We start from the raw sequence: 22,963 nt of genomic DNA, 5'->3' as shown, positions 1-22,963 counted from the left end.
CCTCGGACATCCCTCAACCAGGACGCCGAGGGACGTGGCAATACCTGCCCGGTCTGCTGGGCCCGCCGGGCAAGCCGTGCACCGTCTCCCGGCCGCGCAGTCGAGCCCCAGTGGCCGACCGCGGAACGCCTTGTCGACCTCCTGGTCCCGGATGGTCAGCCGGTTCCGGTCGTCAGGGTTAAAGTACGGCGGGCACGGTCGGGGCCTCATCCATCGTCTCCGCAGCGGCGGCGGCTGGGTGCTGGTGGTGTCGTCCGCCTAGTCTTCCTAACACTCGTGCTGTCTCGTACCTTCGGAGGTGCAGGCGCCGGTTGGTTGGATGGCAACGGGAAGGCCCCAGGAAAGCCAGGGGCCTTCGTGCTCTGCACGCTATGGGCCTTTCCCTCGTCCCCGCCCGTGGGCACAGGCGCGCAGCGCGGGTCAGATCGCCTTCGCGACGGCCGCGGAGGCGGCGGCGCCGGGGCGCTGTCAGGAAGCATGGGTGAGTGGACTCGGACAAGCCGCTGCCTCGGGAGTTGAAGGCCGTTGCCACGGCCTCGCTGCTGGAGCTGGAAGAGCGGGCGCTCGACCTTGGTCTCAGCCAGCGCCTGCCGCCATCGTGGGTCGCGGCGAACGCTGCTCCTGCAGGAACCCACTACCTGTGGCCAGCCCTGTGGCGCGATTTGCCCCATCGCCCGGACGTCCCTCCTCACCTGCGGTGCGAGCTGTTGATCGCTCTGCGCACAGGAGAACGCGTCAGGGGTCTGTTGGACGTGCTCCCCGGTGACTTCGCCTCGCTGCCCAAGGTGACCTCGCGCACCGAGGGGACGGAAGTCAGTCGTTTCCTGGACAGTGCACCCAGCATCAGGGATTGGCTGCTGCGTGAGGGCGAGGTCCTCTTCTGAGGAGTTTTGACAGGCGCCGCCAGCAGATCAGCGCGCATCCCGGGGTAAGGAAGGCTTCGTGGATGTCGTCGCTGTTCTCCCCGCAGGTACCGGACCGTGGTCAGATGCAGCACCCCATGCGCGCCTTGGCCCCGGCTGCAGTCGCTGTGGTTGACGATGAACCCCAGGTCAGCCCTTACTGAGTTTTTCGTTAGTTCTGTGGTGTTGGTGGGTGGATTTTCAGCCCTGTGTGGGCCAGGAAGGACCATGCGAGCCGGTCGTCCTGGCAGATGCGGCCGATGCCGGCCTCGGCGGCATCGGCGACGTCGGCAAGATGGTCACCGGCCAGGTTGGCCAGCTCGCGTGTCTTGATGGCCGACCACAGCATCTCCACCGGGTTGAGTTCGGGCGCGTAGGCGGGCAGCCGCTCCAGGGTGAGCCAGTCTTGCCCGGCCGCCCAGGCGCGCATGTCCCGGCTCCAGTGCGCCGACAGCCCATCCCAGATCAGCACCACGCGTTCGCCCTGGTAAAACGCTTTGAGCTGGGTGAGCACCTCGATCAACGCGGCGGTGTCATAGGTGCCGGGACGCAGATCGAAGCACAACCGCGCACCACGCCCGGCATCGGCGGCGTGGTAGCCCAGCGCGGCGGCCATACAGGCGCGTTTGCGGTTCAGCCGGTGCCGCAGGGTCGGGGTGCGGCCGCGGGGAGCGTAGGTGCGCCGCACCTGAGGCAGCAGCGAAACCCCCGATTCGTCGACGAACACGATCCATGCCCGGTTCTTCACCGCCCCCTTGTGATCCGCGGCCACTCGTGCGCCACCCACCGGGCGATCTCGGCCTCATCACGCTCGACGGCTTTGCGCTGGGGGCGCTGCAGGCTCCACCCCAAACGAGCGGTCAGCAGCCGCCACACCGAGGCCCGCGACAGTCGAACGCCGCACACGCGCTCGACCACCTGCCCCACCCGCTCCAGCGTCCACAGGTCGGCGTCGAAGCCGTGGGCCTGGGCGCCCTGTTCCAACGCGACGCGGACCTTCTCGACCTGGACGTCATCAAGCTTGGCGGGCCGGCCGGTGGCCGGACGGCGCCGCAGCGCCGCCACCCCGCCCGCCTCCATGCGCCGCTTCCAGCGCCGCACGCTCTCGGCCGACACGCCCACCATCCGGGCGACCTCGGCCTGGGAACGGCCCTGCCTGAGCAGTTCGGCCGCCCGCATCCGCCGCGCCTCGGCCAACTGCGGCCGGGTCAACGGCGGGACGGCCTCTTCGTGGTTGCCGGACTCGACCTTGGGGGGCATGCCGCGATGCTCACACAACCCACCTCCCCATACCCACAGAACTAACGAAAAGCTCAGTAGAACACGTCACGAAACGGAGTCTCGATGAGGGGACAGCCAAGGTAAGCCGAGGATCTGGAATCGCATGCGCTGCCAGGAGGGGTCGATGTCGAGCACGGTAGCGATGCTGCTCAATGGGCCAACGGGAACCAGAGTGATCTGCTCGGTGGCACGACCGCAGTGTCCCGACGAGAGACTCGATGGCTCTTGCGGTATAGCAACGCGCACACGCTGCACCCGCCGGTCATGTGCCGCCAATCACGCTGGCGCCGAGCAGCGCTTTGAGGTCGCCGTAGAACGCGGGCCCCGGAGTGACCTGGAAGGGCACGAGGTTCAGCAGCACGCTCCTGGCGCCCCGGCGGTGCAGACACACGTGGACGGGCGCCCGGCCGGGATAGGTGATCAGGATCTGCTTCAGCTCCTGCACGACCCGCAGGTTCAGCTGTGCCTCCTGGACTGAGATCACCACGGGTGGATGGGTGTCCGCCTGGGAGACGTCTAGGATCGCGATTTCCTCGCCGTAGACGCTCATGGTTTCATCGCGGACGTTGATCCGGCCGCGAACGGAGATGACACGGTCCTCGGCCAGCGTCTCGCCGTACAGGGTGTAGGTCTTGGGGAAAATGAAGCACTCCACGGAGGCGTCGTGGTCTTCGAGGGTGACGATCGCCCATGGGCTGCCCTGTCTGGTGACCTTGCGTTGCAGGCCGGAGATAATGCCGCTGATCCGGGTCACGCCGTCCTGGCGTCCCGAGGTGAGCAGGTCGGCGATGGTGGTGTCGCGGTTGGCGGACAGAACGCTTTCTGCGCCGTCGAGCGGGTGGCTGGAGACGTAGAGGCCCAGCATCTCGCGTTCGAAGGCGAGCAGCGTGGCCTTGTCCCACTCGCCTTCGGGGATCGCGACCGAGAAGGCGCCGCTCTGGCCGGGCTCGCCGAACAACGAGTCCTGGCCGTGCGCCTCGTTCCTCTTGACGTCAACGACCGCGTCCACCGCGGTTTCGTGCACTGTGACCAGGGCTTTTCTATGGTGGCCCAGGCTGTCGAAGGCGCCGGCCTTGGCCAGCGACTCGACGACGCGCTTGTTGCAGACGACCGCCGGGACCTTGGCGAGGAAGTCATTGAAGTCGGTGTATGCGCCGCGGGCCTCGCGGGTGGCGACAATCGCCTCGACGACGCCCGCTCCTATGTTCCGCACCGCGCCCAGACCGAAGCGGATCTCGGACCCGACGGCGGTGAAGTCCAGCCGGCTGGCGTTGACGTCGGGAGGCAGCACCTTGATGCCCAGGCGTCGGCAGTCCGACAGGTAGACGGCCATCTTGTCCTTGTCGTCGCCGACGGAGGTGAGCAGCGCGGCCAGGTACTCGCATGGGTGGTTGGCCTTGAGGTAGGCGGTCCAGTAGGAGACCAGGCCGTAGCCGGCGGTGTGGGACTTGTTGAAGCCATAGCCGCTGAAGGGGACCAGGACGTCCCAGACGGCCTTGACGGCCTCCGAGGAGAAGCCGCGCCTGCGCATGCCCGCCGAGAAGCGGTCCCATTCGGCGTCCAGGACCTCTTTCTTCTTCTTGCCCATGGCCCGGCGCAGCATGTCGGCGGCGCCGAGGGAGTAGCCGGCAAGCTGCTGGGCGATGGCCATCACCTGCTCCTGGAAGACCACCAGGTGATAGGTATCGCCGAGGATAGGTTCCAGCGCCTCTTCCAGCTCGGGGTGGATCGGCTCGACCGGTTGCCTGCCGGTCTTGCGCAGGGCGTAGTTGGTGTGGGCGTTCATTTCCATCGGGCCAGGCCGGTACAGCGCGTTCACCGCGGCGATGTCGGTGAACGTGGTCGGCTGCATCAGCTTCAGCAGCACTCGCATGCCGCCGCTGTCCAGTTGGAAGACGCCGAGCGTGTCGCCGCGCGCCAGCAGCTCGTACGTCGCGGCGTCGTCGAGCGGGATCTCCAGGACGTCGATGTCGATGCCCTTGTTGGCGCGGACGTTCGCGACGGCGTCGCCGATGACGGTGAGGTTGCGCAGGCCGAGGAAATCCATCTTCAGCAGGCCCATGTCCTCGGCCTGGGTGAAGGGGAAGCCGGTGATGACAGGTCCGTCCGTCTTGGGCTTGACCAGGGGGATCACGTCGATGAGCGGCTCGCTGGAGAGGATCACGCCGGCGGCGTGGATGCCGGTTCCACGGGTGAGGCCCTCGATGCCGGTGGCGGTGTCGATCACCCGTTTGACGTCGGGGTCCTGCTCATACATCTGGCGCAGCTCGGTCGCCTCGCCGTAGCGGGGATGGCCGGTGTCGTGGATGGCGGCCAGCGGGATCTCCTTGCCTCCGTCCGCCGCGGGGAAGGCCTTGGTGATGCGGTCGCCCAGGGCGTACGGCAGGCCCAGCACCCGGCAGGAGTCCTTGATGGCGGCTTTGGCCTTGATGGTGCCGAACGTGACGATCTGACAGACCCGGTCGTCGCCGTATTTGCGGGTGACGTAGTCGATCATTTCGTCCCGTCGGCGGTCGTCGAAGTCGAGGTCTACGTCCGGCATGGAGATGCGCTCGGGGTTGAGGAAGCGTTCGAAGATCAGTTTGTGTTCGATCGGGTCCAGCTGGGTGATGCCCGTGCAGTAGGCGACCATCGATCCGGTGGCCGAGCCGCGGCCGGGGCCCAGGCCGATGCCGTGCTCGCGGGCGTACCGGCAGATGTCGGCGACCACCAGGAAGTAGCCGGGGAAGCCCATTGTGTCGATGACCGACAGCTCGTAGTCGATGCGGTCCAGCACCTCCTGCGACGGCCGGCCGCCGTAGCGGCGGCGCGCCCCCTCCAGGGTCTCCTTGCGCAACCAGCTCGACTCGCTCTCCCCTTCCGGTACGGGGAACCGCGGCGTCAGATCCCGATGCGCGAACACTTCCCCGTAGTCGCCTACCCGCTCGGCGACCAGCAGCGTGTTGTCGCAGGCGCCCGGCACCTCGGCGTCCCACAACGCGCGCATCTCCGCGGCGGACTTGACGTAGTAGCCGCTGCCGCTGAACCGGAAGCGGTCGGTGTCGGCAAGCCGTTTACCGGTGCCGACGCACAGCAACGCGTCGTGGGCCTGGGCCTGGCTCTCCGTGACGTAGTGGGAGTCGTTGGTGGCCAGCGGCGGCAGGTCAAGCTCCTTGCCGAGTCTGAGCAGGTCGTCACGGACCCGGCGCTCGATGGCGAGGCCGTGGTCCATCAGCTCCAGGAAGTAGTTGTCCGGGCCGAAGATGTCGCGGTACCGGGCGGCGGCCTCGACGGCCCGGTCGTACTGGCTGAGCCGGAGCCGGGTCTGCACCTCGCCGGACGGGCAGCCGGTCGTGGCGATGATGCCCTGGCCGTGCTCGGCGAGCAATTCATCATCCATACGTGGATATTTCTGGACATGCCCTTCAAGCCAGGCCCGGGACTGCAGCCGGAAGAGATTACGCAGGCCCTGATCACCGGCCGCCCACATCGTCATATGCGTGTACAGACCACGCCCGGAGACGTCCCCGCCCTCGCCGGTGTCGTCGTCGGAGCGGCGCAACGAGAGGTCGTCGCTGTAGTACACCGGCTTGCGGTGGTGCCTGGAGGCGGGGGCGACATACGCCTCAATGCCGATGATCGGCTTGATCCCCGTCTTGCGCGCCGTCTGGTAGAACTCGTACGCCCCGTGCACGTTGCCGTGGTCGCTCATCGCCACGGCCGGCATGCCAAGTCGTGCCGCCTCCTCCATCAGCAGGCCGACCTTGGCGGCGCCGTCGAGCATGCTGTATTCGGTGTGCACATGGAGGTGCACGAAGGATCCCACCAGAAACCACACCCTTTGGTTGTAGAGTCGGCCGCGAACCCAGGCATTCGACCCGAGAGCAGGCGTGGTTGTCCAACAATCGACACACCGACAACTCACAACCAGAAGTTGTCATGCAGGCCCCGCTGGACCTAGATCTCGGCGCGGTTCGAGCCTTCGTGGCCCTCACCGAGGACCGGTACTTCAGCGAGGCTGCGACCCGGCTGGGAGTCAGCCAGCAGGCCATCTCCAAGCGCATCGCGAAGCTGGAGTCCGACCTCGGCGCCCGGCTGTTCTTCCGCACCCGTGCCGGGGCCGATCTCACCGAGGAGGGCAGGGCGTTCCTCCACCACGCGCGCTCCCTCGTCGGCCTCGCCGACCAGGCGGTCGACCTGTTGCGCTCCCGGCGCCGTGCACTCCGGGTCGACGTCTTGGACACCCGGCTACGGACCGTCGATCTGCTCCAGGCGTTCCACCAGACCGTCGAGGACGTGGACATCGAGATCCTCACATCGAACGGGCTCAGATCGGCGCACGGCACCCTCACCCGCGGATCCGTCGACGCGTTCTTCTGCCGCGTCAGGGGGACGCAGAACGAGGAACTCCGGCACATCCCCGCGTACCTGGAACCGGTGCATCTTCTCGTCAGCCGCGACCACCCCCTCGCCAGTCGGCAGCACATCGAGATGGAACGCCTGTCCGGATCGACCGTGTGGATGCCTGGCAACGCCCCCGGCAGCGAGTGGGCCGACTTCTACAGCCTTCTTGGCAGCACGTTCGACATCCGGATCGACACCTCGGGGCCCGACTTCGGCTGGGAGCACTTCGTGGAGCGGATAGGCGCCGGTGAGCACATCGGTTTCGGCGGTGAAGGGCTGCGGTTGCCGTGGCATCCCCGCACCGTGCAGATCCCGCTCGTCGATCCCGCGCCCGTCTATCCGTGTTCGCTGCTGCATCACCGGCAGAACCACCACCCGGTGCTGGCCCTGCTCACCCGCTTCATCGAGAGCAACTTCCGGCCGTTCGACCCGGCACGCCAATGGCTGCCGGCCCCCGACCGCGCCGCCTTCGCCGTGGCCCCTACCTGAACATCCGACTGACCAGCGTGGAGAACGCTTGGAGGGTGCCGCGCTCATGGTCGGCGTACCCACTGCCCTGGCCGCCATCGGCGGAGGCACACCCCCGGAGCGCGTGCCTCCGCCATGATCAACGCTGACGGAACCGTCGTGCGCTCCACCGGCGTCACCAAGGTCAGCAAAATCAGCACCGGGGCGTACTACATCGAACTCGACCCCGACATCAACGCCGCCAAGGCCGTACCCGTCATCTCCAAGCTCTGGACCGGCGCCGGCACCGACGCCTACGTCGGCACCTCCTCCACCCCGTGCGGAGACCCCGCCCGAAACGTCTTGGTCTTCACCACCAAGGCAGCAGGGGGCTTCTTCGACGTCCCCTTCAACATCACCGTCGACTGACACCCCATCCGCCCCTCCCTCGCCCAAGCAGGTCCTCGCACGCCGAACAAGCTGAACGGCGCTCGCCGCGGCGGCTGAGTTCATAACGACGGTTCACAGACGGCGGAGATCCGCGCCGGCACCGGCCGGAAAAGGCCGCACGCCCGGCGAGGTCTTCGCCGTCTCAGCACCGCGAAGCGGCATCCTTGAAAACGTAGAAGAAGTCCTCGTCCCGTCGATCGGCGAGGTGGGAGGACCGCCCGACCGCGCCGGTAGTGTCCATCACCACAACAGCGATACGAGTAGCGCTGTCAAGGCTCCTGTCACGCCGGGTCATGCCGGGCTAGCGTTCCCGCACGACGACACCGGCCAGTGCGTCTTCCCTGCAGGGACCTTCCAAGATGTGGGTCCAGACCGGCCCGCTCATCATCGACCAGGTCCTCACCACCGCCTATGCGCAGGTCTACCCGTCGGGCCTGACGATCACGATTCCTTTCGCCGGGGTGTGGGAGGTTTCCTACCAGGCCCGCTCGGTGGTCAATTCGGGCGCCGCGAACACCAACTACTGGGCCAGCACCATCCTGTACAAGGGGCAGAGCCCCACCGACGGCAGCCAGGCCCTCGCCGGCGGCGGCCCTGCCAACCTGATCCTCCAGGCCACCGCCGGGCAGACCGTCCTGGCCGCCTTCGACGCCAACGACGTCGTCAGCCTGTACGCCAGAGGCATCGGCTCGCAGGGCAACAACGCCTCCATCCTCAGCAACACCGACGGACGCATCACCATCGCAGCGCACTGGGTCAGCGCAGTCTGAGCACGGGCCCAGCGGGACGGCCCCTGCCCCAGGCTCCTCACCTTCTAGTGGTCGTCGCAACACCTCGGCCCTAGAGGGGACGCGGTGGGCGGGGGCGGTGCGCCGGGCGGTGGCAGGCAGCACCGAGCAGCCCGCGCCGGAGCCGAGGCGCGCCAGCGGTAGAAGCCTGGACGTGACAGACCCAGCACCCGGCACAGCCGCTTGACGCCGAAAGCGCCGCGATGATCCCCGACGAAGCCGAAGCGGCTCACCAGCCCGTCTCTTTCGCGAAACAGGCGACCGCCTTGCGCAAGATCTCGCGCTCCAGCTTCAGCTCGGCCACCTCCTTGCGCAGCCGGGCCAGCCCGGCGTCCTTGGCCGTCTCCGCAGCGACGCCGGGCCGCTCGCCCTCCTCGGCCTTGCGCACCCAGGTCCGCAACGTTTCGTGATTGACGCCCAGCTCCATGGCCACCTGCGCGATCGGCCGGCCCGACGACCGGGCCAACGCCACCGCGTCAGCCCGAAACTCCGCCGGATACCTGCAGGTCCCCAACCAAGACTCCTTCCTCTGGACCACTCATGATCCAGGCCTGAAGGTGTCCACGATCAAGCGGGAAGACCCGTCCACTCATCGGCCTCCGCCATCCCCACCACGACCAGAACAACGAACCCGACCAGCTCAGGAGGGTCTGTCCAGCTAAAGGTGTAACTGGATCTTGTTCGGGTCAGTTGCGGGCGGCGGACAGGCGTCCGTCGAAGGTGATGTCGAAGGCGTTCAGGGCGGCCTTCCAGCGGGTGATCCAGCGTTTGCGGGCCTTCCCGGTGGGGTCCAGAGCCATGATCGCCAGGTAGACGCACTTGAGCGCCGCCTGCTCGTTGGGGAAGTGCCCACGGGCCTTGACCGCCCGGCGGATGCGGGCGTTGACGGACTCGATGGCGTTGGTGGAGCAGACGACCTTGCGGATCTCGACGTCGAAGTTCAGGAAGGGGACGAACTCGGCCCAGGCGTTCTCCCACAACCGCACGATCGCCGGGTACTTAGCGCCCCAGGCCTCGGTGAACTCCATGAAGCGTTCCATCGCGGCTTCTTCGGTGGGGGCGGTGTAGACGGGCTTGAGGGCCTTGGCGATGGCGGCCCAGTCGGCGCGGGAGGCATACCGGAAGCTGCCGCGCAACAGGTGCACGATGCACGTCTGCACGATCGTGCGCGGCCAGGTCGCGGTGACCGCATCCCCGAGACCGGCCAGGCCGTCGCAGACGACCATGCACACGTCGCCGACGCCGCGGTTGCGTAGTTCGGTGAGCACGTGCAGCCAGAACTTGGCGCCCTCGGCGCCGTCCCCGGCCCACAACCCCAGGATGTCGCGGGTGCCCTCGCCGGTGACCGCCAGAGCCACGTAGATGGGGCGGTTGACGACCTGGCCGTCTCTGATCTTCACGTGCACGGCGTCCAGGAAGATCACCGGGTAGACGGCATCGAGCGGCCGGTTCTGCCACTCGGTCATGCCGTCGATGACCTTGTCGGTGATGGTGGAGATGGTCTGCTTGGACACCTGCGCGCCGTAGACCTCGGCCAGGTGCGCGGAGATCTCCCCATGCGTCAGGCCCTTGGCCGACAGCGACAGCACCATCTCATCCACCCCCGACAGACGCCGCTGCCGTTTGCGGACGATCTTCGGCTCGAACGAGGCGTCCCGATCCCGCGGCACCTCGATCGTCACCGGCCCGACGTCGGTGATCACCGTCTTGGCCCGCTTGCCATTGCGGGAGTTCCCGCTGCCGTCACCGGCGGCGTCGTGCCTGTCATAGCCGAGGTGATCGGTGAGCTCGCCCTCCAGCGCCGACTCCAGCACCCGCTTCGTCAGCTCGGCCAGCAGACCGCCCTCACCGGTCAGCTCCATGCCCTGCTCGCGGGCCTGGGCCACCAGCCGGCCGATCAGCTCGGGGTCCACTCCACCCGGCTGGTCGGCCGGCTTGTCGGGCTTGGCCACCTGGGCGCCTGCCTTCACATCGGTCATCATCATCAGTCACTCCCTGATCAGGAGTTACACCGTTGACCGTACAGACCCGGACACGATTTCCCATTGGAGGATTAGTGGGTGTTTGACAGGTGATCGCCAGGGCCTTCGCCTGCTGGGTAGGGGCCGGGGATGCGTGAACGGTTCTATCCCTCGGATCTGACCGATGAGCAGTGGGCGTTGATCGAACCGCTGTTACCCGCCGAGCACTGGGACGGGCGTAAGGAGAAGTGGCCGCGTCGCGAGATCGTGGACGCGATCGCCTACGTCAACCGCACCGGGTGTTCCTGGCGGCAGCTGCCGCACGACCACCCGCCCTGGCAGACCGTCTACGGCTACTTTCGTCTTTGGCGCGAGGAGGGCCTGTTCACCGAGCTGTCGGCCTGCTGCACCGCCTGGTGCGCGTCGCCGAGGGCCGACGAGCCGAACCATCGGCCGGCGTGATCGATGCCCAGAGCGTCAAGACCTCCGCCAACGTTCCGGCTGCCGACCAGGGCATCGACGCCGCCACAAAGGATCGAACGCAGCATCGTGGTCGACCCCCTCGGGCTGCTGCCGGCGGCGGAAGTCACCGCCGCCTCCGTCCAGGACTCGATAGCCGGCACCGCCCTGATCGACCAGATCGCCACCGACCACCCCAGCCTCCGCACCACGTGGGTGGACGGCGGCTACCGCCGGCATCTGGTCGAGCACGCCGCCACCCTCGGCATCGACATGCAGATCGTGCAACGCCCGCCCGGCACCCGCGGCTTCACCCCGCTGCCACCCCGCTGGGTCGCCGAACGCACCCTCGGGTGGCTCATGCTGCACCGCCGCCCGGTCCGCGACTACGAGACCCTGCCCGCCAGCTCTCAAGCCATGATCCACATCGCCATGATCGATCTCATGAGCCGCCGCCTCACCGGCGAAGCCACCCCCACCTGGCGCGGAACCCGACCCGGAACCAAACAGAAACCACGAGATGAAACGTCCACTCGGGACGTGTCTTCCTCATGGATTTCTTCCACAACTCGGACGTGGTGGGAAGGCGCGCGGCGGACGGAACGTCAGGCTCGGCGTGCGGTGAGGCCGTCGAGGGTGATGGTGCCGTCGTCAAGTCGGACGCTCGCGGCGTAGCGGTACTGCGCGCGCACCCCCGGGTCGCTGAAGTCGATCGCACCGCCGGTGTCGGCGGTGAACAGGAACTCCCATCCGTTGCCCTGGTCGGCGTACGCCGTGGCCGAGTGGCCGCGGAGCACGAACGCGTAGCGGGCGTCCGGCCCGGTCAGGTCCACGGTGCCGTCCAGGTTGTCCAGCGGCTCGGCGCCGGCGGTGATCAGCCTGCCGTTGACGCGCAGGTCCCAGCCGGCCCGGTGCAGCCCGTTGTGGTAGCGGAACAGCAGGTAATTGCCTGCGTCCTTGGCGAGGCCGACGAAAACCGTGTCCTGGGTGCCGGCCTGTGCGAATGCGCCCGGGTCGAGCACGATCGCCACCTTGTCGGAGCCCGGGGCGACATCGGAGCGGAACACCAGGTGGGTCATCTTGTCCGCCGTCACCGCGAGCCGCCCGCCGGTGACGGTGACCTGGCCGGTGTATGCGGTCACGGGCAGTACGCTCCAGCGCTCCAGGTCGGTGTCGAAGGACTCCTCAAGCTCCGGGCTGGGGTAGGCCTCAAAGGTCGGCGGCGCGGGAAGGATGCCGACGTCGGCGATGTGCGCCTTCAGCAGCGCGCGCAGTTGACGGGTCTTTTGGGGGTAGCGGCCGGAGACGTCGGTGGTCTCCTCGGGATCGCGGACCAGGTGGTAGAGCTCGCTGCGCCCGTCACGGAGGTACTGCACGAGCTTGAACTGCCCGGACCGGACGGCGGCGTGTGGATGGGTTCGGCCGATGAAGTGGGGATAGACCCAGAACAGGGTGTCGCGGTCGACGGCGCCGGTGCCGGTGAGCACGGGCGCGATGCTTGTGCCGTCGAACTTCTCGTCGGAGCGTCCGCCGGCGAGGTCCAGGACGGTGGGGAGTACGTCGATGGTGCTGGTCAGGGTGGCGTCCTTCCGCCCGGGGGCGACCTGGCCGGGCCAGTGCGCGACCAGCGGCACCCGGATGCCGCCCTCGTAGAGCTCGCCCTTGCCGCCGCGCAGCGGGTGGTTGGCGTCGCGGTAGGGGCCGCCGTTGTCGGAGGTCACCAGCAGCAGTGTGTCGTCGGCCAGGCCGAGTTCGGCCAGCGTGTCGGCGATGCGGCCCACCTGCGCGTCGATGCTCTCCAGCATGGCGGCCAGCACCGGACGGTTCGGGGATTCGCCGGCGCCGGGCTTGGCCCGGTACTTGGCGACCAGATCCGGCTTGGCGTCCAGGGCGGTGTGCACTGCGTAGTTGGAGACGTGAAGGAAGAACGGCTCGTCGCGGTGGCGGGTGATGAAGTCCACGGCCTCGGCCGCGAGGCGGTCGGTAAGGTACTCGCCCGGTTCGCGCGCAGGCAGGTCCGGCATGAAGGAGTACGGGTGGAAGTAGTCGCCGTCGGCGATGTACTTCCGCTCGGAGGCGATCACCTCGTTGAACCCGTGGGCATAGGGGTTGCCCAGCCGGTCGGTGTACGGCCCGCTGTAGGTCTCGGTGAGGTGCCACTTGCCGATCAGGCCGGTGGTGTAGCCGTAGGGGCGCAGGATGCCGGGCACAGTCGGGATGTCGGGGGAAAGATATTTGTTGCTCGCCGCGGTTTCGGCCCGGAGGTAGTCGGTGATCCCGGTGCGTGCCGGGTAAAGGCCGGTCACCAGCGCGGCACGGGTCGGTGAGCACAGCGGTGCGGCGGCGTACGCGTTGGTGAAGCGCATGCCCTCCCGGGCCAGCCGGTCGATGCGCGGTGTCTCGTTGAAGGTGTTGCCGTAGCAGCCGAGCTCGTCCCAGCCGAGGTCGTCGATGGAGATGAAGACGACGTTCGGCGGCCGGCGGCCGTGCCCCGGCTCCGGCGACCGTGCCGCGGCCGCCGGAGCCGGGGCCAGCCCGGTCAGTGCCGCCACGCCCGCGACGCCGCCGAGAAAGCGGCGGCGGGAGACTCCGGTCAGATTCGGCCTGGTCATGGGCGCCTCCGATGCGCGTGTGGAGTGAGACCGCTGTTCCTCATGGACGCGGACGTGGTGGGGAAAGCGCGGCGTGCTCGTCAGCCGGCGTCATTGGCGCAACGGAAGCCGATGTTCGCCGCCGCGGATTCGGCGGTGTTGCTCGACCGTGCCGCCACCCGGTACCGGTAGCAGTACGAGTCGTGACACAGGAACGAGCCGCCGCGCATGACGCGCGGAGCGGAGCGGCTCGGATCGTGCAGGGGGCCACGGGGATCGTGTACGGGGATCTGGCCTGCACGGACGGCATAGGTGTCGGCCGCGAAGGTGTCGGCGCACCATTCCCAGACGTTGCCCACCATGTTCCACAGCCCGAAGCCGTTGGGCCGGAAGGACTTCACGGGAGCGGTGGCGACATGGCCGTCCTCGGCGGTGTTGTGGGTGGGGAAGGTTCCCTGCCAGATGTTGCACATCCACTGGCCGCGTGGGGTGAGCTCGTCACCCCACGGGAACCTGTTGCCCTCCCGTCCGCCGCGGGCGGCGTACTCCCACTCGGCTTCCGTAGGAAGGCGCTTGCCCGCCCACGCGCAGTATGCCTGCGCATCGTTCCAGCTCACCTGGACCACCGGGTGGTTTTGCAGTGCGCCGATGGAGGACAGCGGCCCGTGCGGGTGACGCCAGGAAGCTCCCCGCACGACCAGCCACCATGGTGTGCCCGTGGCCCTTCCGAGGACGTCGGCCGAGTCGGCCTGCACCGTGAGGTGGAACACCGCGGACATGCCGAGCCGTTCGGCGTCGGTCACGTAGCCGGTGTCCTTGACGAACGCGGCGAAGGCGGCGTTGGTGACCGTGGTGGCGTCGATCAAGAACGGGTCGAGGCGCACATCATGCACGGGCCCCTCGCCGTCGGCGGCGTATCCCTCTCCGAAAGTGTCGCCCATCGTGAACGTACCGCCCGAAAGGCGGACCTGCCCGCGGGGGTTGCGGTCTGCGGCGACTGGACGGAACGGCCCTGGAGGGCCGAGCGTGATGGCCTCGATCATATGGCCCCCACCTGCGGACGGAGCGCAGCACGAGGTGTTGCCCTCGTCGGACGGAGTGCAGCCGGACATGGGTCAAGCTCCCGAGACGGCGCCGGCCAGCAGCCGCTCGGCCTTGCGGACCAGGGCGGGGTGCTCGGCGGCGACATCGGTGAGTTCGCCGAGGTCCCTGTTCAGCCGGTAGAGCTCACGCGGATCGTCAGGACCCAGCGGGACCAGCTGTGCCGTGAGCTTGAGGACCGAACCGGAGACGGAGAAGAGGGTGCCGACGATCGGGCCGAACGCACGATCGCGATGGATGGTCACGCCCGGACCCGTCGCATGCAGGTCGCTGAACCAGAACCGCGCCCCCTGGACCGGCCGGTCGTCGGACTCGACGAGCGAGAAACCACCTCGCACCCGTTCCGGCGCCACCCCCTCCAGCGTCGCGGAGGAGAGGATCCTGTCGGTGCGCCGGTCGCGGGCATAAAGCCGCAGCCGCAGGTCACCGCCGCCCGAGGGCTTCAGCTCCAGCACCAGCTCGACGTCCTCGTCCAAGGTCCGCGGTCCGGCGGCAGGCGTGTCGACCTTGGCGGGGAACGCCGTGAAGGCGAACGGCCGGGACTCCTCGGCGTGGTCGCGGAAGGCCACCTGCCCGTCTGATCCGTAAACGGCCAGCAGTCCGCCGCCCTCACCGGAGGGTCCCTGGACCAGCGCGGCGGCACGCGGATCCAGCGCGCCGGCGCCCGCCCCCACGAGGAAGCCGGAGAATCCCGGCCCGGGCGCGAGCGTCCCCGTACGCACCCGCAGACGCGCCGCTCCATCACCGGTCAGCTCCCTGGTGAGGATCCCGATCGTCCGCAACCTGTGCGGGCCGGGCTTTGCGATGCCCTCGATACGTCCGTCCGCAAGGTGCCAGTCCTGCAGCCTGTTGGCCCAAAAGTCCGGTCCGAGCCACGAGCGTTGCACACTCCTCGCCAGTGGCACGACCGCATCGGTCGCCGCCTGTGCGGCCGCGGCCGCCGTGCGTTCCGGTCCCGAGGTGAGGGCCAACGAGCCTGCGGCCGCTCCAGTGGCCGCAAGGAAGGTGCGTCGTGTCAGATTCCGATCCGATTGCCCGGTCATGTGCGTTCTCCGTGCGTCTTGGCCTGTTGATGCGTGGTCATGCCGGGCTATCTCACCAGCAGGGCGAGCACTTTCCAGTAGACGTTCTCGGTGTTGGACAAGCGCAGGTCCACGGTGCGCCCGTCGGCGCCGCCGTCGAGTGTGAACTGCTCCCACCAGTACTCGCCCGCGGCGATGTCCGCCCCAGTGGGCACCACGACCTCACCGGCGGTCTCCACCTGGATGCCCGTGGTGGCAAAGCCATGGTCGCCGCGCAGGATCGAGACGGTCCGCCGTCCCGCCGGGATCCGCAGGCGCAGCACCGCCGGCGCCTGCGAGGTGACCATGTCCCGGCGCAGCGCGTCCGGAGCGTTCCGGTCGCGGGCCTGGGGGGCGGCACCCACCCAGCCATAGCCCACGGCGGAGTCCCAGACGCTGCCGGGGACGAGCCGGCGGTAGGACGGGAGCAACGGCCCCTCCGGAGTGCCCGCGTCGAGCGCCAGCGCGACGTCGTCTCCGTGCGGGACGACGTACGCGACGGCCCTGGCCGTATCGGAGAAGGGAACGCCGTCGATCGTGGCCTTGGCGGTGAGCACGAAGGTCGCGAGCTTGCCGGGGGACGGGGTCGTCCCGGCGGGCGGGGTGACGGGCACCTCGAAGGACGGATTGGACGACAGGTCAACGGTCTGCGTCACCGGGCGCGTGGCCCATCCCTGGGGCGCCTCGACGGCGGCGGTCACCTGCGCCGCCGGCGAGCCGTCCGGACGTGCCGCGCCGGTCAGGGTCACCTTCACAGCGCCCTCCCGGCCCGCGAACAGCGGCCCCGCATCCAGCACGACGCCCGGTAGCGGGGGCTCGTCCCGGACGCTCGCCTCGAATTCGGCGATGAGCCGCTGGAGTCGTTCCACCGTGCCGGGGTTGCGTCCGGCCAGGTCGTAGCTCTCCCGGGGGTCGTGGTGCAGGTCGTACAGCTCCGGCAGGTAACGCTGGTCCGAGCCGCGCCGCCGGACGTGCAGCTTCCATTTGCCTTCACGGACGGCTGCGAGCTGGTCGCCGAGGTAGTAGTAGATCGGCGGGCGAGGTTTGTGGCGCGCGCCCCGCAGAGCCGGTCCGAGGTCGGTCCCGTCCAGGGTGATCGACGGGTCGGGCCGGACGCCGGCGAGGGAACAGAAGGTGGGCAGCAGGTCCAGCACCGACACGATGTCGGAGGAGACCGTGCGGGCGGGTACCGTCCCCGGGCGGCGGGCGATGAACGGCACCCGGGTGCCGCCCTCGAACACGTCGTACTTGCGTCCGCGCAGGCCGCCCACCGAGCCCTGGAACCATGGGCCGTTGTCGCTGGCGACGACGACCAGCGTGTCGCGGTCCAAGCCGCGTGCGCGCAAGGTGTCGAACAGCCGGCCGAGATGGTGGTCGGTAGCCTCGATCACGTCCCCGTACGTACCGGCCCTGGAGCGGTCGGCGAACTGCGGCTCGACCGCCAGCGGAAGGTGCGGCATCACCTCGGCCAGGTAGACGAAGAACGGCCGGTCCCCGGCCCGGTCGATCGCGGCGATCGCCTCGTCGGTGAAGCGCCGGGTCAGGGTGGCCAGGTCCGCGTCGTCGGTCACGGACCCGACCACCTGCTCGTCCCGCCACAGGTCGATCGGGTACGTGTTGGCGGTGTAGACCGCGTTCAGGCCGAAGAAGCTGGTGAAGCCGTGCTGGAGCGGGTTGTGCTCCGAGGGGCGTCCCACGTGCCACTTGCCTATGCACGCGGTGTAGTAGCCCGCGCCTCGCAGGTACTCGGCGATGGTGCGCTCGGTGGGCGGCAGCCCCCGGGACTCGGACGCATCCAGCACGTCCGTCACACCCGTCCTGGGCGGCACCCGTCCGGTCAGCAGCGCCGCTCGTGACGGGCTGCACACCGGTGCGCCCGAGTAGCCCTGGGTGAACCGGGTGCCTTCGGCGGCCAGCCGGTCGAGGTTGGGGGTGCGCACCACCTGGGATCCGTAGCAGCCGAGGTCGCCGTAGCCCAGGTCGTCCAGGTACACCAGCAGGATGTTCGGCCGGCCGGCTCGCCTGCTTGCGGCGGCCGGTTCGGCGGGTGCGCCGATGGTGGCGCCGGCCACCGCCGCCGAGCCCGCCGCCACGAAGTGCCGTCGGCTGACGCCGCCGTTCCTGCCCGATCCTCCCTGCCGGGTCATCGCTGGGTGCTGGAGTCGACGTGCCGGACGAAGGCGTCGGCCCATGAGGTGTGGTTGAAGCCGTTGCCGTCGTCGGCCTGGCGGACCACCAGGCGCAGCAGCCGCGCTCCGGTCACGTCGACGTCCACCTGGCGCGGTCCGGTGGCGGCCCGCAGCACACCGCTGTCGAAGATCTTGGTGTCGTCCGCCCAGACCTCGGCGATCACGTTGCCGCGGGCACTCTGCTGGGCGGAGAAGTCGTCGATGCCGACGACCGAGGTGAACCGGGTGCACCGCCCGCCCAGGTGGTAGACCACCTCCGAGGGAGAGTGCACGCCGAGCCCCTTGGCGTGGACGGTGCCGCCGAAGCTGATCGGTGTGCCATCTCCGGCCGCGGCCTTGCCGTTGCTGGTGTCGATCTCGACCGGACCCCAGCCGTTGACGGCGCTGAGCCATGTCAGGTCGCTGAGGTAGGCGTCGTCGGACGGTGGGGGCGGTGGTGGGACGAAGGTCCGTTCGGTGCTGAAGCGCAGCGGGGTCCCGCCCGCCGTGCAATGCGCCGTCACGGCCAGCCGCCATTGGGTGGCGGTCGTTTTCTCTGGCACGGTGACCCGCCATTCGGCCTGCACCCGCCCACCGGGCGCCAGGCGGCCGAAGCCGCGCCGAATCGGCCGCACCGACCAGTCGCCGGGCGCGTGGAGCCGGAGCCGGGCGCCTGCCCACGTCTGCTCCGAGCCGTTGCCGAACGTCCCGGTGATCGTGTACGTCACTCCCGGGAGCAGGATGTCCGGGACGTCCAGCGACAACCCGAAGGGCTCCCGCTCGTAGGAATCGACCCAGGAGTCGCGCATCAGCCCGACCAGCCGGGTGACGACCGCCGGGTGGGCGACGGCGACATCGGTGGTCTCCCCCGGGTCCGAACGCAGGTCGTAAAGTTCGACCTGCCACTGGTCGTCGGGAACGGTGCGGTCCTTGCCCGGGGCGAAGCGCACCGCCTTCCAATCGCCCTGTCGTACGGCCTCGGCCAGCCGGGAGATGCGGCCGCCGTCGGTCTTGTTGGCGCGGGCGGTGACGCCGCCGTCGAGCCGGTACCAGTACAGGTGGCCGGCCGCCGCGGCGCCGCCCGACCTGCCGTTCAGCAGGGACGCGATCGACAGGCCGTCGATGTCGCGCGGTGCCGGCGCGCCGGCCAGTTCGGCGAGCGTGGGCAGCAGGTCGGTCTGCTGGGTCGGCCGGTCACTGGTGCCGGGGCGGATCCGGCGGGGCGACCAGGCGATCAGCGGTACCCGGACACCGCCCTCGTACAGGTTCCGCTTGTAGCCGCGCAGCGGCCCGTTGGCATCGAATCGGTCGGGGTTGAACCCGCCTTCCTCGTGTGGCCCGTTGTCGCTGGTGACCAGGACCACCGTGGAGTCGGCCAGGCCGTGCTCGCGCAGCGCGCCGATGAGCGTCCCGACGTATTCGTCCAGACGGGTGACCTGGGCGGCGTGTCCCTTGTCGGCCGCCGGCCAGGGCTGGTCGTCGTAGGGGGCGGTGCTGGGCACGTCGCTGGGCGCGTGCGGCACGTTGGGGGTGAGGAAGAGCAGGAACGGCTCGTTCCGGTGGGTCTTGATGAAGTCGAGGGCGCGGTCCCGGAACAGGTCGGGTGCGAAGGTCCCCTTCTTGCCGTCGCCATTCTCGGGCAGTTGGACCTTGTCACCGTTGTGCCACAGGTAGGCGGGGTAGTAGTCGTGGGCGTGCCCGTGGGTGATGTAGCCGTAAAACTCCTCGAAGCCGCGGGAGTTCGGGTGGCTGGCCTGCCCGCCCTGCTCGGGCCCGAAGCCCCACTTGCCGATGCAGGCGGTGCGGTAGCCGCGTGCGCGCAGCACCTCGGCGAAGGTGGTGTCACCGTCCCGCAGTGAGATGGAGGCGGGATCTCCGCCGGGGTTGCGCCGCACCCGCGCGTGCCCGGAGTGCAGGCCGGTCAGCAGCGAGCACCGGGACGGGGCGCAGACGGGACCGGCCGAGTAGGCGTCGGTGAAGCGCAGGCCCTCGGCGGCCAGCCGGTCGATGTTGGGGGTCCTGATCAGCTGCTGCCCGTACGCGCCGAGTTCGCCGTAGCCGAGGTCGTCGGCGAGAACGACCACGAAGTTGGGCCGTCCTCGTTCCTCGCCGTCGCCTGGGCGCGTGGCCGCCGCGGCGGGGAGAGAAGGCAGCGCGGCCGCCCCGAGCGCCATGGCGGAACCGGTGAGGAAATGACGGCGGCTGGGCATGGCGGTGTTCCTTCACAAGAGCGGCCCGGCAGGGCCGTTGAAGATCAGCGGGAGCGATCCTTGCAGGACACTCCCGACATAGTCAACCAAATGGGTAGGTAATATGTGCTTCCTTCGACCACCTCGGCAGGAAGCGCGGTTACCGAGCATGAGCGGCGAGAACACCGGCTCCGGCCGGTCGGAGGGGATGCACTGGGTGCCGGCGGGCGGTTCCGGATGGGACCGGAGGACTTCTCTCCGGAGGAGGGCTCCGTTCACGAGACGGCCGTGGACGGCTTCTGAGCTACGAGGGCCTGGTGCTCGCGGCTGGATTCGAACCAGCGGCCCGCTGCTTGTAAGGGAGCCGCTCTCCCTCTGAGCTACACGAGCAGGTGCAGGAAACTCCGCTGCGGTCGGGGGCTGCCCAGACCGCAGCGAGGTGAACGACGCCGGGTGCGGCCGCAGCCTCGACCGCTCCCGCCATCTGCCACACCGGCGCACAGGGACTCGAGCCCTGAATCTTCGGTCGTGCTGACCGGCGCCCACCTTGAGCCAGCGCCTCTTCCCCGGCGCCCGCGACGGGAGTCGAACCCGCATCCTCCGCCCTGACAAGGCGGTGCTCTGTCCGTTGAGCTACACGAGCCGGTGCCCCGGGCGGACGGTGAGCCCGCGCGGGAGCGCTGCGCTCCAGCAGCCCGCGCAGCAGGTTGGTCAGCAGGAACGGTGCCAGATGGTTGATCGCGAGGGTGCTCTCCCAGCCGTCGACGGTCGGCTGCCGCCGCATCATGATCACGCCCGCGTTGTTGACCAGGACGTCGAGCCGGTCATACCGGGCCTGGACCTGCTCGGCCAGCAGCCGCACCTGGGCCATGCTCGACAGGTCGGCGGCCAGGGTCTCCACCCGCGCCCCCGGCACCCGGCGACGGATCTCATCGGCGGCCGCCTCACCGCGGTCCACCGTCCGGGCGGGGACGATCAAGGTGGCGCCCTCCCCCGCCAGTCGGACAGCGGTCTCCTTCCCGATGCCACTGGTCGCACCGGTCACCAGGCAGGTCTTACCCGACATCGTCGCCACGCGGCCTCCAAGCCCAAACACCCCGGGACGGTCGAACCTACTTCACCCCCTGCGCCAAGCGCGCGCAAGGCCTGTCAGGCCGTGCTCGGTTGCCCTTCCCTCATCTCAGAAACGCTGACCTGAAGGGGTAAGGAGGTGCCGAAGTGACGACATTCTTATTGCATACGTCCCAGCCTCGATCAGACCGAGATCTCCAAGTGCGGCTGGAGTATTAACAGCCCGCTGCCCTACCGCTGGGCGACACCGGATCGTGGGAGGGAAGTGGTGGCGCAGGCCGGATTCGAACCGGCGATCTCGGGCTTATGAGGCCCGGGGGGGGCGACCCGGCTCCCCTACTGCGCTTCGAGCAGCCCGGCGGGACTCGAACCCGCTTCTGCGCGGGTGAAAACCTCGCAACCTAACCCATGGTCAACGGGGCCTTGCTGGTCTTGCTCGCTGAACTTGCTGAAGTAGCCCGTGTCGGATTCGAACCGACGTCCTTCCGGCTGAGAACCGGACGTCCTGGACCTGTCTAAAGGCTGTCACGTAACGCTGCCGGTTGTGGTAGATGATCTTGTGTGGGTCAGGTCATCACGGCTGCTCGACAGGAGTGGATCGGCCCGTTCACCGGGCTGACGCCCCGGCAGTTCCGCAAGCTGGTGCGGATCGTGGCCGAGCGCGGCGGCACCTCGATCGCCGATGGACGGCACGCTGGTGCCCTTGCGGGATCGGAGCCTGGCCGCGCGCAGCAAGAACTACCGGTATTCGGTCAACGTGCAGATCGCCATCGACGCCGACACCCGCCTGGCCGTCGCCGTCGGCAAGCCACTGCCCGGCAACCGCGGGCGACTGCCAGGCCTACCGCGACTCGGGCATCGACCGGGCCCTGGCCGGGCGGCACGTGATGGCCGACGGCGCCTACCAGGGCAACCCCGACGTGATCATCCCCTACCGCAAGCCCCGCGACGGCGGCCCACTGCCGGCCTGGCAGGAAGACCTCAATCGCGTGCACCGCAGCGTCCGCGCCCGCATCGAGCACGCTCTGGCCCGCATGAAGTGCTGGAAGATCCTCCGCGACCACCGCCGCAAAGCGTCCACCCTGCACGACACCGTGGCCGGGATCGCCTACCTGCACAACCTCGCACTCGCCGCCTGACCAGCACTGCCACCCGGCCCGGCGCCGCTCTCACAAGAACCGAGTTACGTGACAGCCTTTAGTCTGGCACCCAACGATGAGTTGCGGCGACCCAATAACTGGGGCCACTACCTGCGCAAGCGCCCCTGTGAGCCATTGGGCGGTGGGTTCGCTCGTTGTTCGCTCGATCGCCACGGCACCCGATGTCACTACCCGGCAAAGGACGGTACGCCAAATGGAAGCCATGCAAACAGAACGGCACCTGTTGGCACCACCTGACACGGGGCGATACGTACGGCGGTGACTCTTAATCCGCGGGTTCGGGGTTCAAGTCCCTGACGGCGCACCCCGTTTGATCAGGGCAAACGCGAAGATGTAGCGTTTGCCCTGCGGTCGTTATGGGGCGGTTCGTTCCTGTGCCCGCTCGACGTTCGCTCGGCGACACGATCACAGCCACAGATCATCCCTGGTCAGCCCGTGTTCCGGCCGGTGCGACGTGGCCGGAACACGGCCGCGCGGACGAACGCCGGTGCCGGTGCCCGTTCCCGTGCCGAGGACGATCGCGGCGGCGTCCTCGGCCGGCCGGTGGGCCAGCTGAGGCATGACCGCCGCCACCAGGTCGATCGATGCATCCTGGACGGACAGCGCGGGGAAGTCGGCCAGGATGCCGGAGGCCTGGGCGGTCAGAAACTGCCGCCAGGTCGGTGACGCCCGTCGCGGCGCCGGAACCAGCCCAGCCTCCGACAGGATCCACGGACGGTGCCCGCACCAATCTGACATCCCAAGGCCGGCAACTCGCCTTGGATTCGGCGGTGGCCCCACCGCGGGTTCTCGATGCCGAGCCGAATCACCACGTCGCGAACCTCCTCAGGGATCGCTGGGCGACCGGCCTTGGCCGGATAGGTCCAACGCTTGGCGACGAGACGTCGATGCCAGGCCAGCAGCGTGCCCGGCGTCACCAGCCGATGAGCGCGCGACCGAACATGGGTTGAG

Annotated in this window: 15 protein-coding genes, 4 tRNA genes and 3 pseudogenes; 6 read left to right on the top strand and 16 right to left on the bottom strand. The window is 68.8% G+C overall.

The genetic code is table 11. The annotated features are described in order from the left end of the window. Positions 1-485: 485 nt before the first annotated feature. Complete coding sequence (locus tag C4U03_RS35935) at positions 486-884, top strand: hypothetical protein (protein ID WP_103944270.1); 399 nt, start codon at positions 486-488, stop codon at positions 882-884. Positions 885-1,074: 190 nt separating this feature from the next. Here C4U03_RS35935 and C4U03_RS35930 read toward each other — a convergent pair whose 3' ends face one another. From C4U03_RS35930 to dnaE, 3 genes are all read right to left on the bottom strand, one after another. Then, entirely contained in the window at positions 1,075-1,674 is a 600-nt protein-coding gene (locus C4U03_RS35930) for a transposase (protein WP_235018344.1), read from the bottom strand. Next, positions 1,647-2,162 (bottom strand): IS630 family transposase, encoded by a 516-nt coding sequence (locus C4U03_RS35925; RefSeq protein ID WP_103944269.1) that lies wholly within the window; start codon positions 2,160-2,162, stop codon positions 1,647-1,649. The genes C4U03_RS35930 and C4U03_RS35925 overlap by 28 nt, the downstream gene beginning before the upstream one ends. A 283-nt stretch (positions 2,163-2,445) precedes the next feature. Continuing rightward, positions 2,446-5,991 (bottom strand): DNA polymerase III subunit alpha, encoded by a 3,546-nt coding sequence (dnaE, locus tag C4U03_RS35915; protein WP_200827701.1) that lies wholly within the window; start codon positions 5,989-5,991, stop codon positions 2,446-2,448. Between the two features lie 110 nt (positions 5,992-6,101). On the opposite strand from dnaE, the gene C4U03_RS35910 reads away from it, so the two are divergent. The 3 genes from C4U03_RS35910 to C4U03_RS35900 all read left to right on the top strand — a co-directional run bounded on the left by C4U03_RS35910 (position 6,102) and on the right by C4U03_RS35900 (position 8,233). Continuing rightward, the gene (locus tag C4U03_RS35910; RefSeq protein WP_103944267.1) at positions 6,102-7,055 is read left to right on the top strand and encodes a LysR family transcriptional regulator; all 954 of its coding nucleotides are present in this window, start codon (positions 6,102-6,104) and stop codon (positions 7,053-7,055) included. 114 nt (positions 7,056-7,169) lie between these two features. Further along, entirely contained in the window at positions 7,170-7,442 is a 273-nt protein-coding gene (locus tag C4U03_RS35905) for a hypothetical protein (RefSeq protein WP_103944266.1), read from the top strand. Positions 7,443-7,822: 380 nt separating this feature from the next. Beyond that, positions 7,823-8,233: a hypothetical protein gene (locus C4U03_RS35900; RefSeq protein ID WP_103944265.1), complete on the top strand. Its 411-nt coding sequence runs from the start codon at positions 7,823-7,825 to the stop codon at positions 8,231-8,233. Positions 8,234-8,480: 247 nt separating this feature from the next. Here the strand turns inward: C4U03_RS35900 and C4U03_RS35895 are convergent, their stop codons facing one another. Both C4U03_RS35895 and C4U03_RS35890 read right to left on the bottom strand, forming a co-directional pair. After that, positions 8,481-8,765, bottom strand: a complete 285-nt coding sequence (locus tag C4U03_RS35895; RefSeq protein WP_160147210.1) for a transposase — start codon at positions 8,763-8,765, stop codon at positions 8,481-8,483. A gap of 172 nt (positions 8,766-8,937) precedes the next feature. After that, entirely contained in the window at positions 8,938-10,230 is a 1,293-nt protein-coding gene (locus C4U03_RS35890; protein WP_407701468.1) for an IS256 family transposase, read from the bottom strand. A 132-nt stretch (positions 10,231-10,362) separates the two neighbouring features. Between C4U03_RS35890 and C4U03_RS35885 the strand changes: the two are divergent. Beyond that, a pseudogene (locus tag C4U03_RS35885) lies at positions 10,363-11,163 on the top strand (IS5 family transposase); the annotation flags it as partial. A gap of 113 nt (positions 11,164-11,276) precedes the next feature. On the opposite strand, the gene C4U03_RS35880 reads toward C4U03_RS35885, so the two are convergent. From C4U03_RS35880 to C4U03_RS40815, 10 genes and pseudogenes are all read right to left on the bottom strand, one after another. Beyond that, positions 11,277-13,283: a sulfatase gene (locus tag C4U03_RS35880; RefSeq protein WP_103944263.1), complete on the bottom strand. Its 2,007-nt coding sequence runs from the start codon at positions 13,281-13,283 to the stop codon at positions 11,277-11,279. A gap of 80 nt (positions 13,284-13,363) precedes the next feature. Further along, entirely contained in the window at positions 13,364-14,305 is a 942-nt protein-coding gene (locus C4U03_RS35875) for a formylglycine-generating enzyme family protein (protein ID WP_103944262.1), read from the bottom strand. A gap of 72 nt (positions 14,306-14,377) precedes the next feature. Then, positions 14,378-15,250 (bottom strand): hypothetical protein, encoded by an 873-nt coding sequence (locus C4U03_RS35870; protein ID WP_146087644.1) that lies wholly within the window; start codon positions 15,248-15,250, stop codon positions 14,378-14,380. Positions 15,251-15,453: 203 nt separating this feature from the next. Then, positions 15,454-17,571 (bottom strand): sulfatase family protein, encoded by a 2,118-nt coding sequence (locus C4U03_RS35865; protein WP_103944260.1) that lies wholly within the window; start codon positions 17,569-17,571, stop codon positions 15,454-15,456. After that, complete coding sequence (locus C4U03_RS35860) at positions 17,568-19,802, bottom strand: sulfatase-like hydrolase/transferase (RefSeq protein WP_103944259.1); 2,235 nt, start codon at positions 19,800-19,802, stop codon at positions 17,568-17,570. Before C4U03_RS35860 ends, C4U03_RS35865 begins: the two co-directional genes overlap by 4 nt. Before the next feature lie 294 nt (positions 19,803-20,096). After that, positions 20,097-20,171 (bottom strand) — tRNA-Val (locus C4U03_RS35855). Positions 20,172-20,351: 180 nt separating this feature from the next. Then, a tRNA-Asp gene (locus C4U03_RS35850) sits at positions 20,352-20,424 on the bottom strand. A 54-nt stretch (positions 20,425-20,478) separates the two neighbouring features. Further along, positions 20,479-20,847, bottom strand: a pseudogene (locus tag C4U03_RS43085) (SDR family NAD(P)-dependent oxidoreductase); the annotation flags it as partial. 271 nt (positions 20,848-21,118) lie between these two features. Next, positions 21,119-21,198, bottom strand: a tRNA-Met gene (locus C4U03_RS35840). Between the two features lie 3 nt (positions 21,199-21,201). Beyond that, a tRNA-Glu gene (locus C4U03_RS40815) sits at positions 21,202-21,279 on the bottom strand. A 134-nt stretch (positions 21,280-21,413) separates the two neighbouring features. On the opposite strand from C4U03_RS40815, the pseudogene C4U03_RS35835 reads away from it, so the two are divergent. Continuing rightward, positions 21,414-21,991 (top strand): annotated as a pseudogene (locus C4U03_RS35835) (transposase family protein). Between the two features lie 426 nt (positions 21,992-22,417). Here C4U03_RS35835 and C4U03_RS35830 read toward each other — a convergent pair. Next, on the bottom strand, positions 22,418-22,750 hold the full coding sequence (locus C4U03_RS35830; RefSeq protein ID WP_103944258.1) for a hypothetical protein: 333 nt from the start codon (positions 22,748-22,750) through the stop codon (positions 22,418-22,420). Positions 22,751-22,963 lie beyond the last annotated feature (213 nt).

Source organism: Thermomonospora echinospora (assembly GCF_900108175.1).
Taxonomy (GTDB): Bacteria; Actinomycetota; Actinomycetes; order Streptosporangiales; family Streptosporangiaceae; genus Thermomonospora; species Thermomonospora echinospora.
This window is presented reverse-complemented; position numbering and strand designations above follow the sequence as displayed.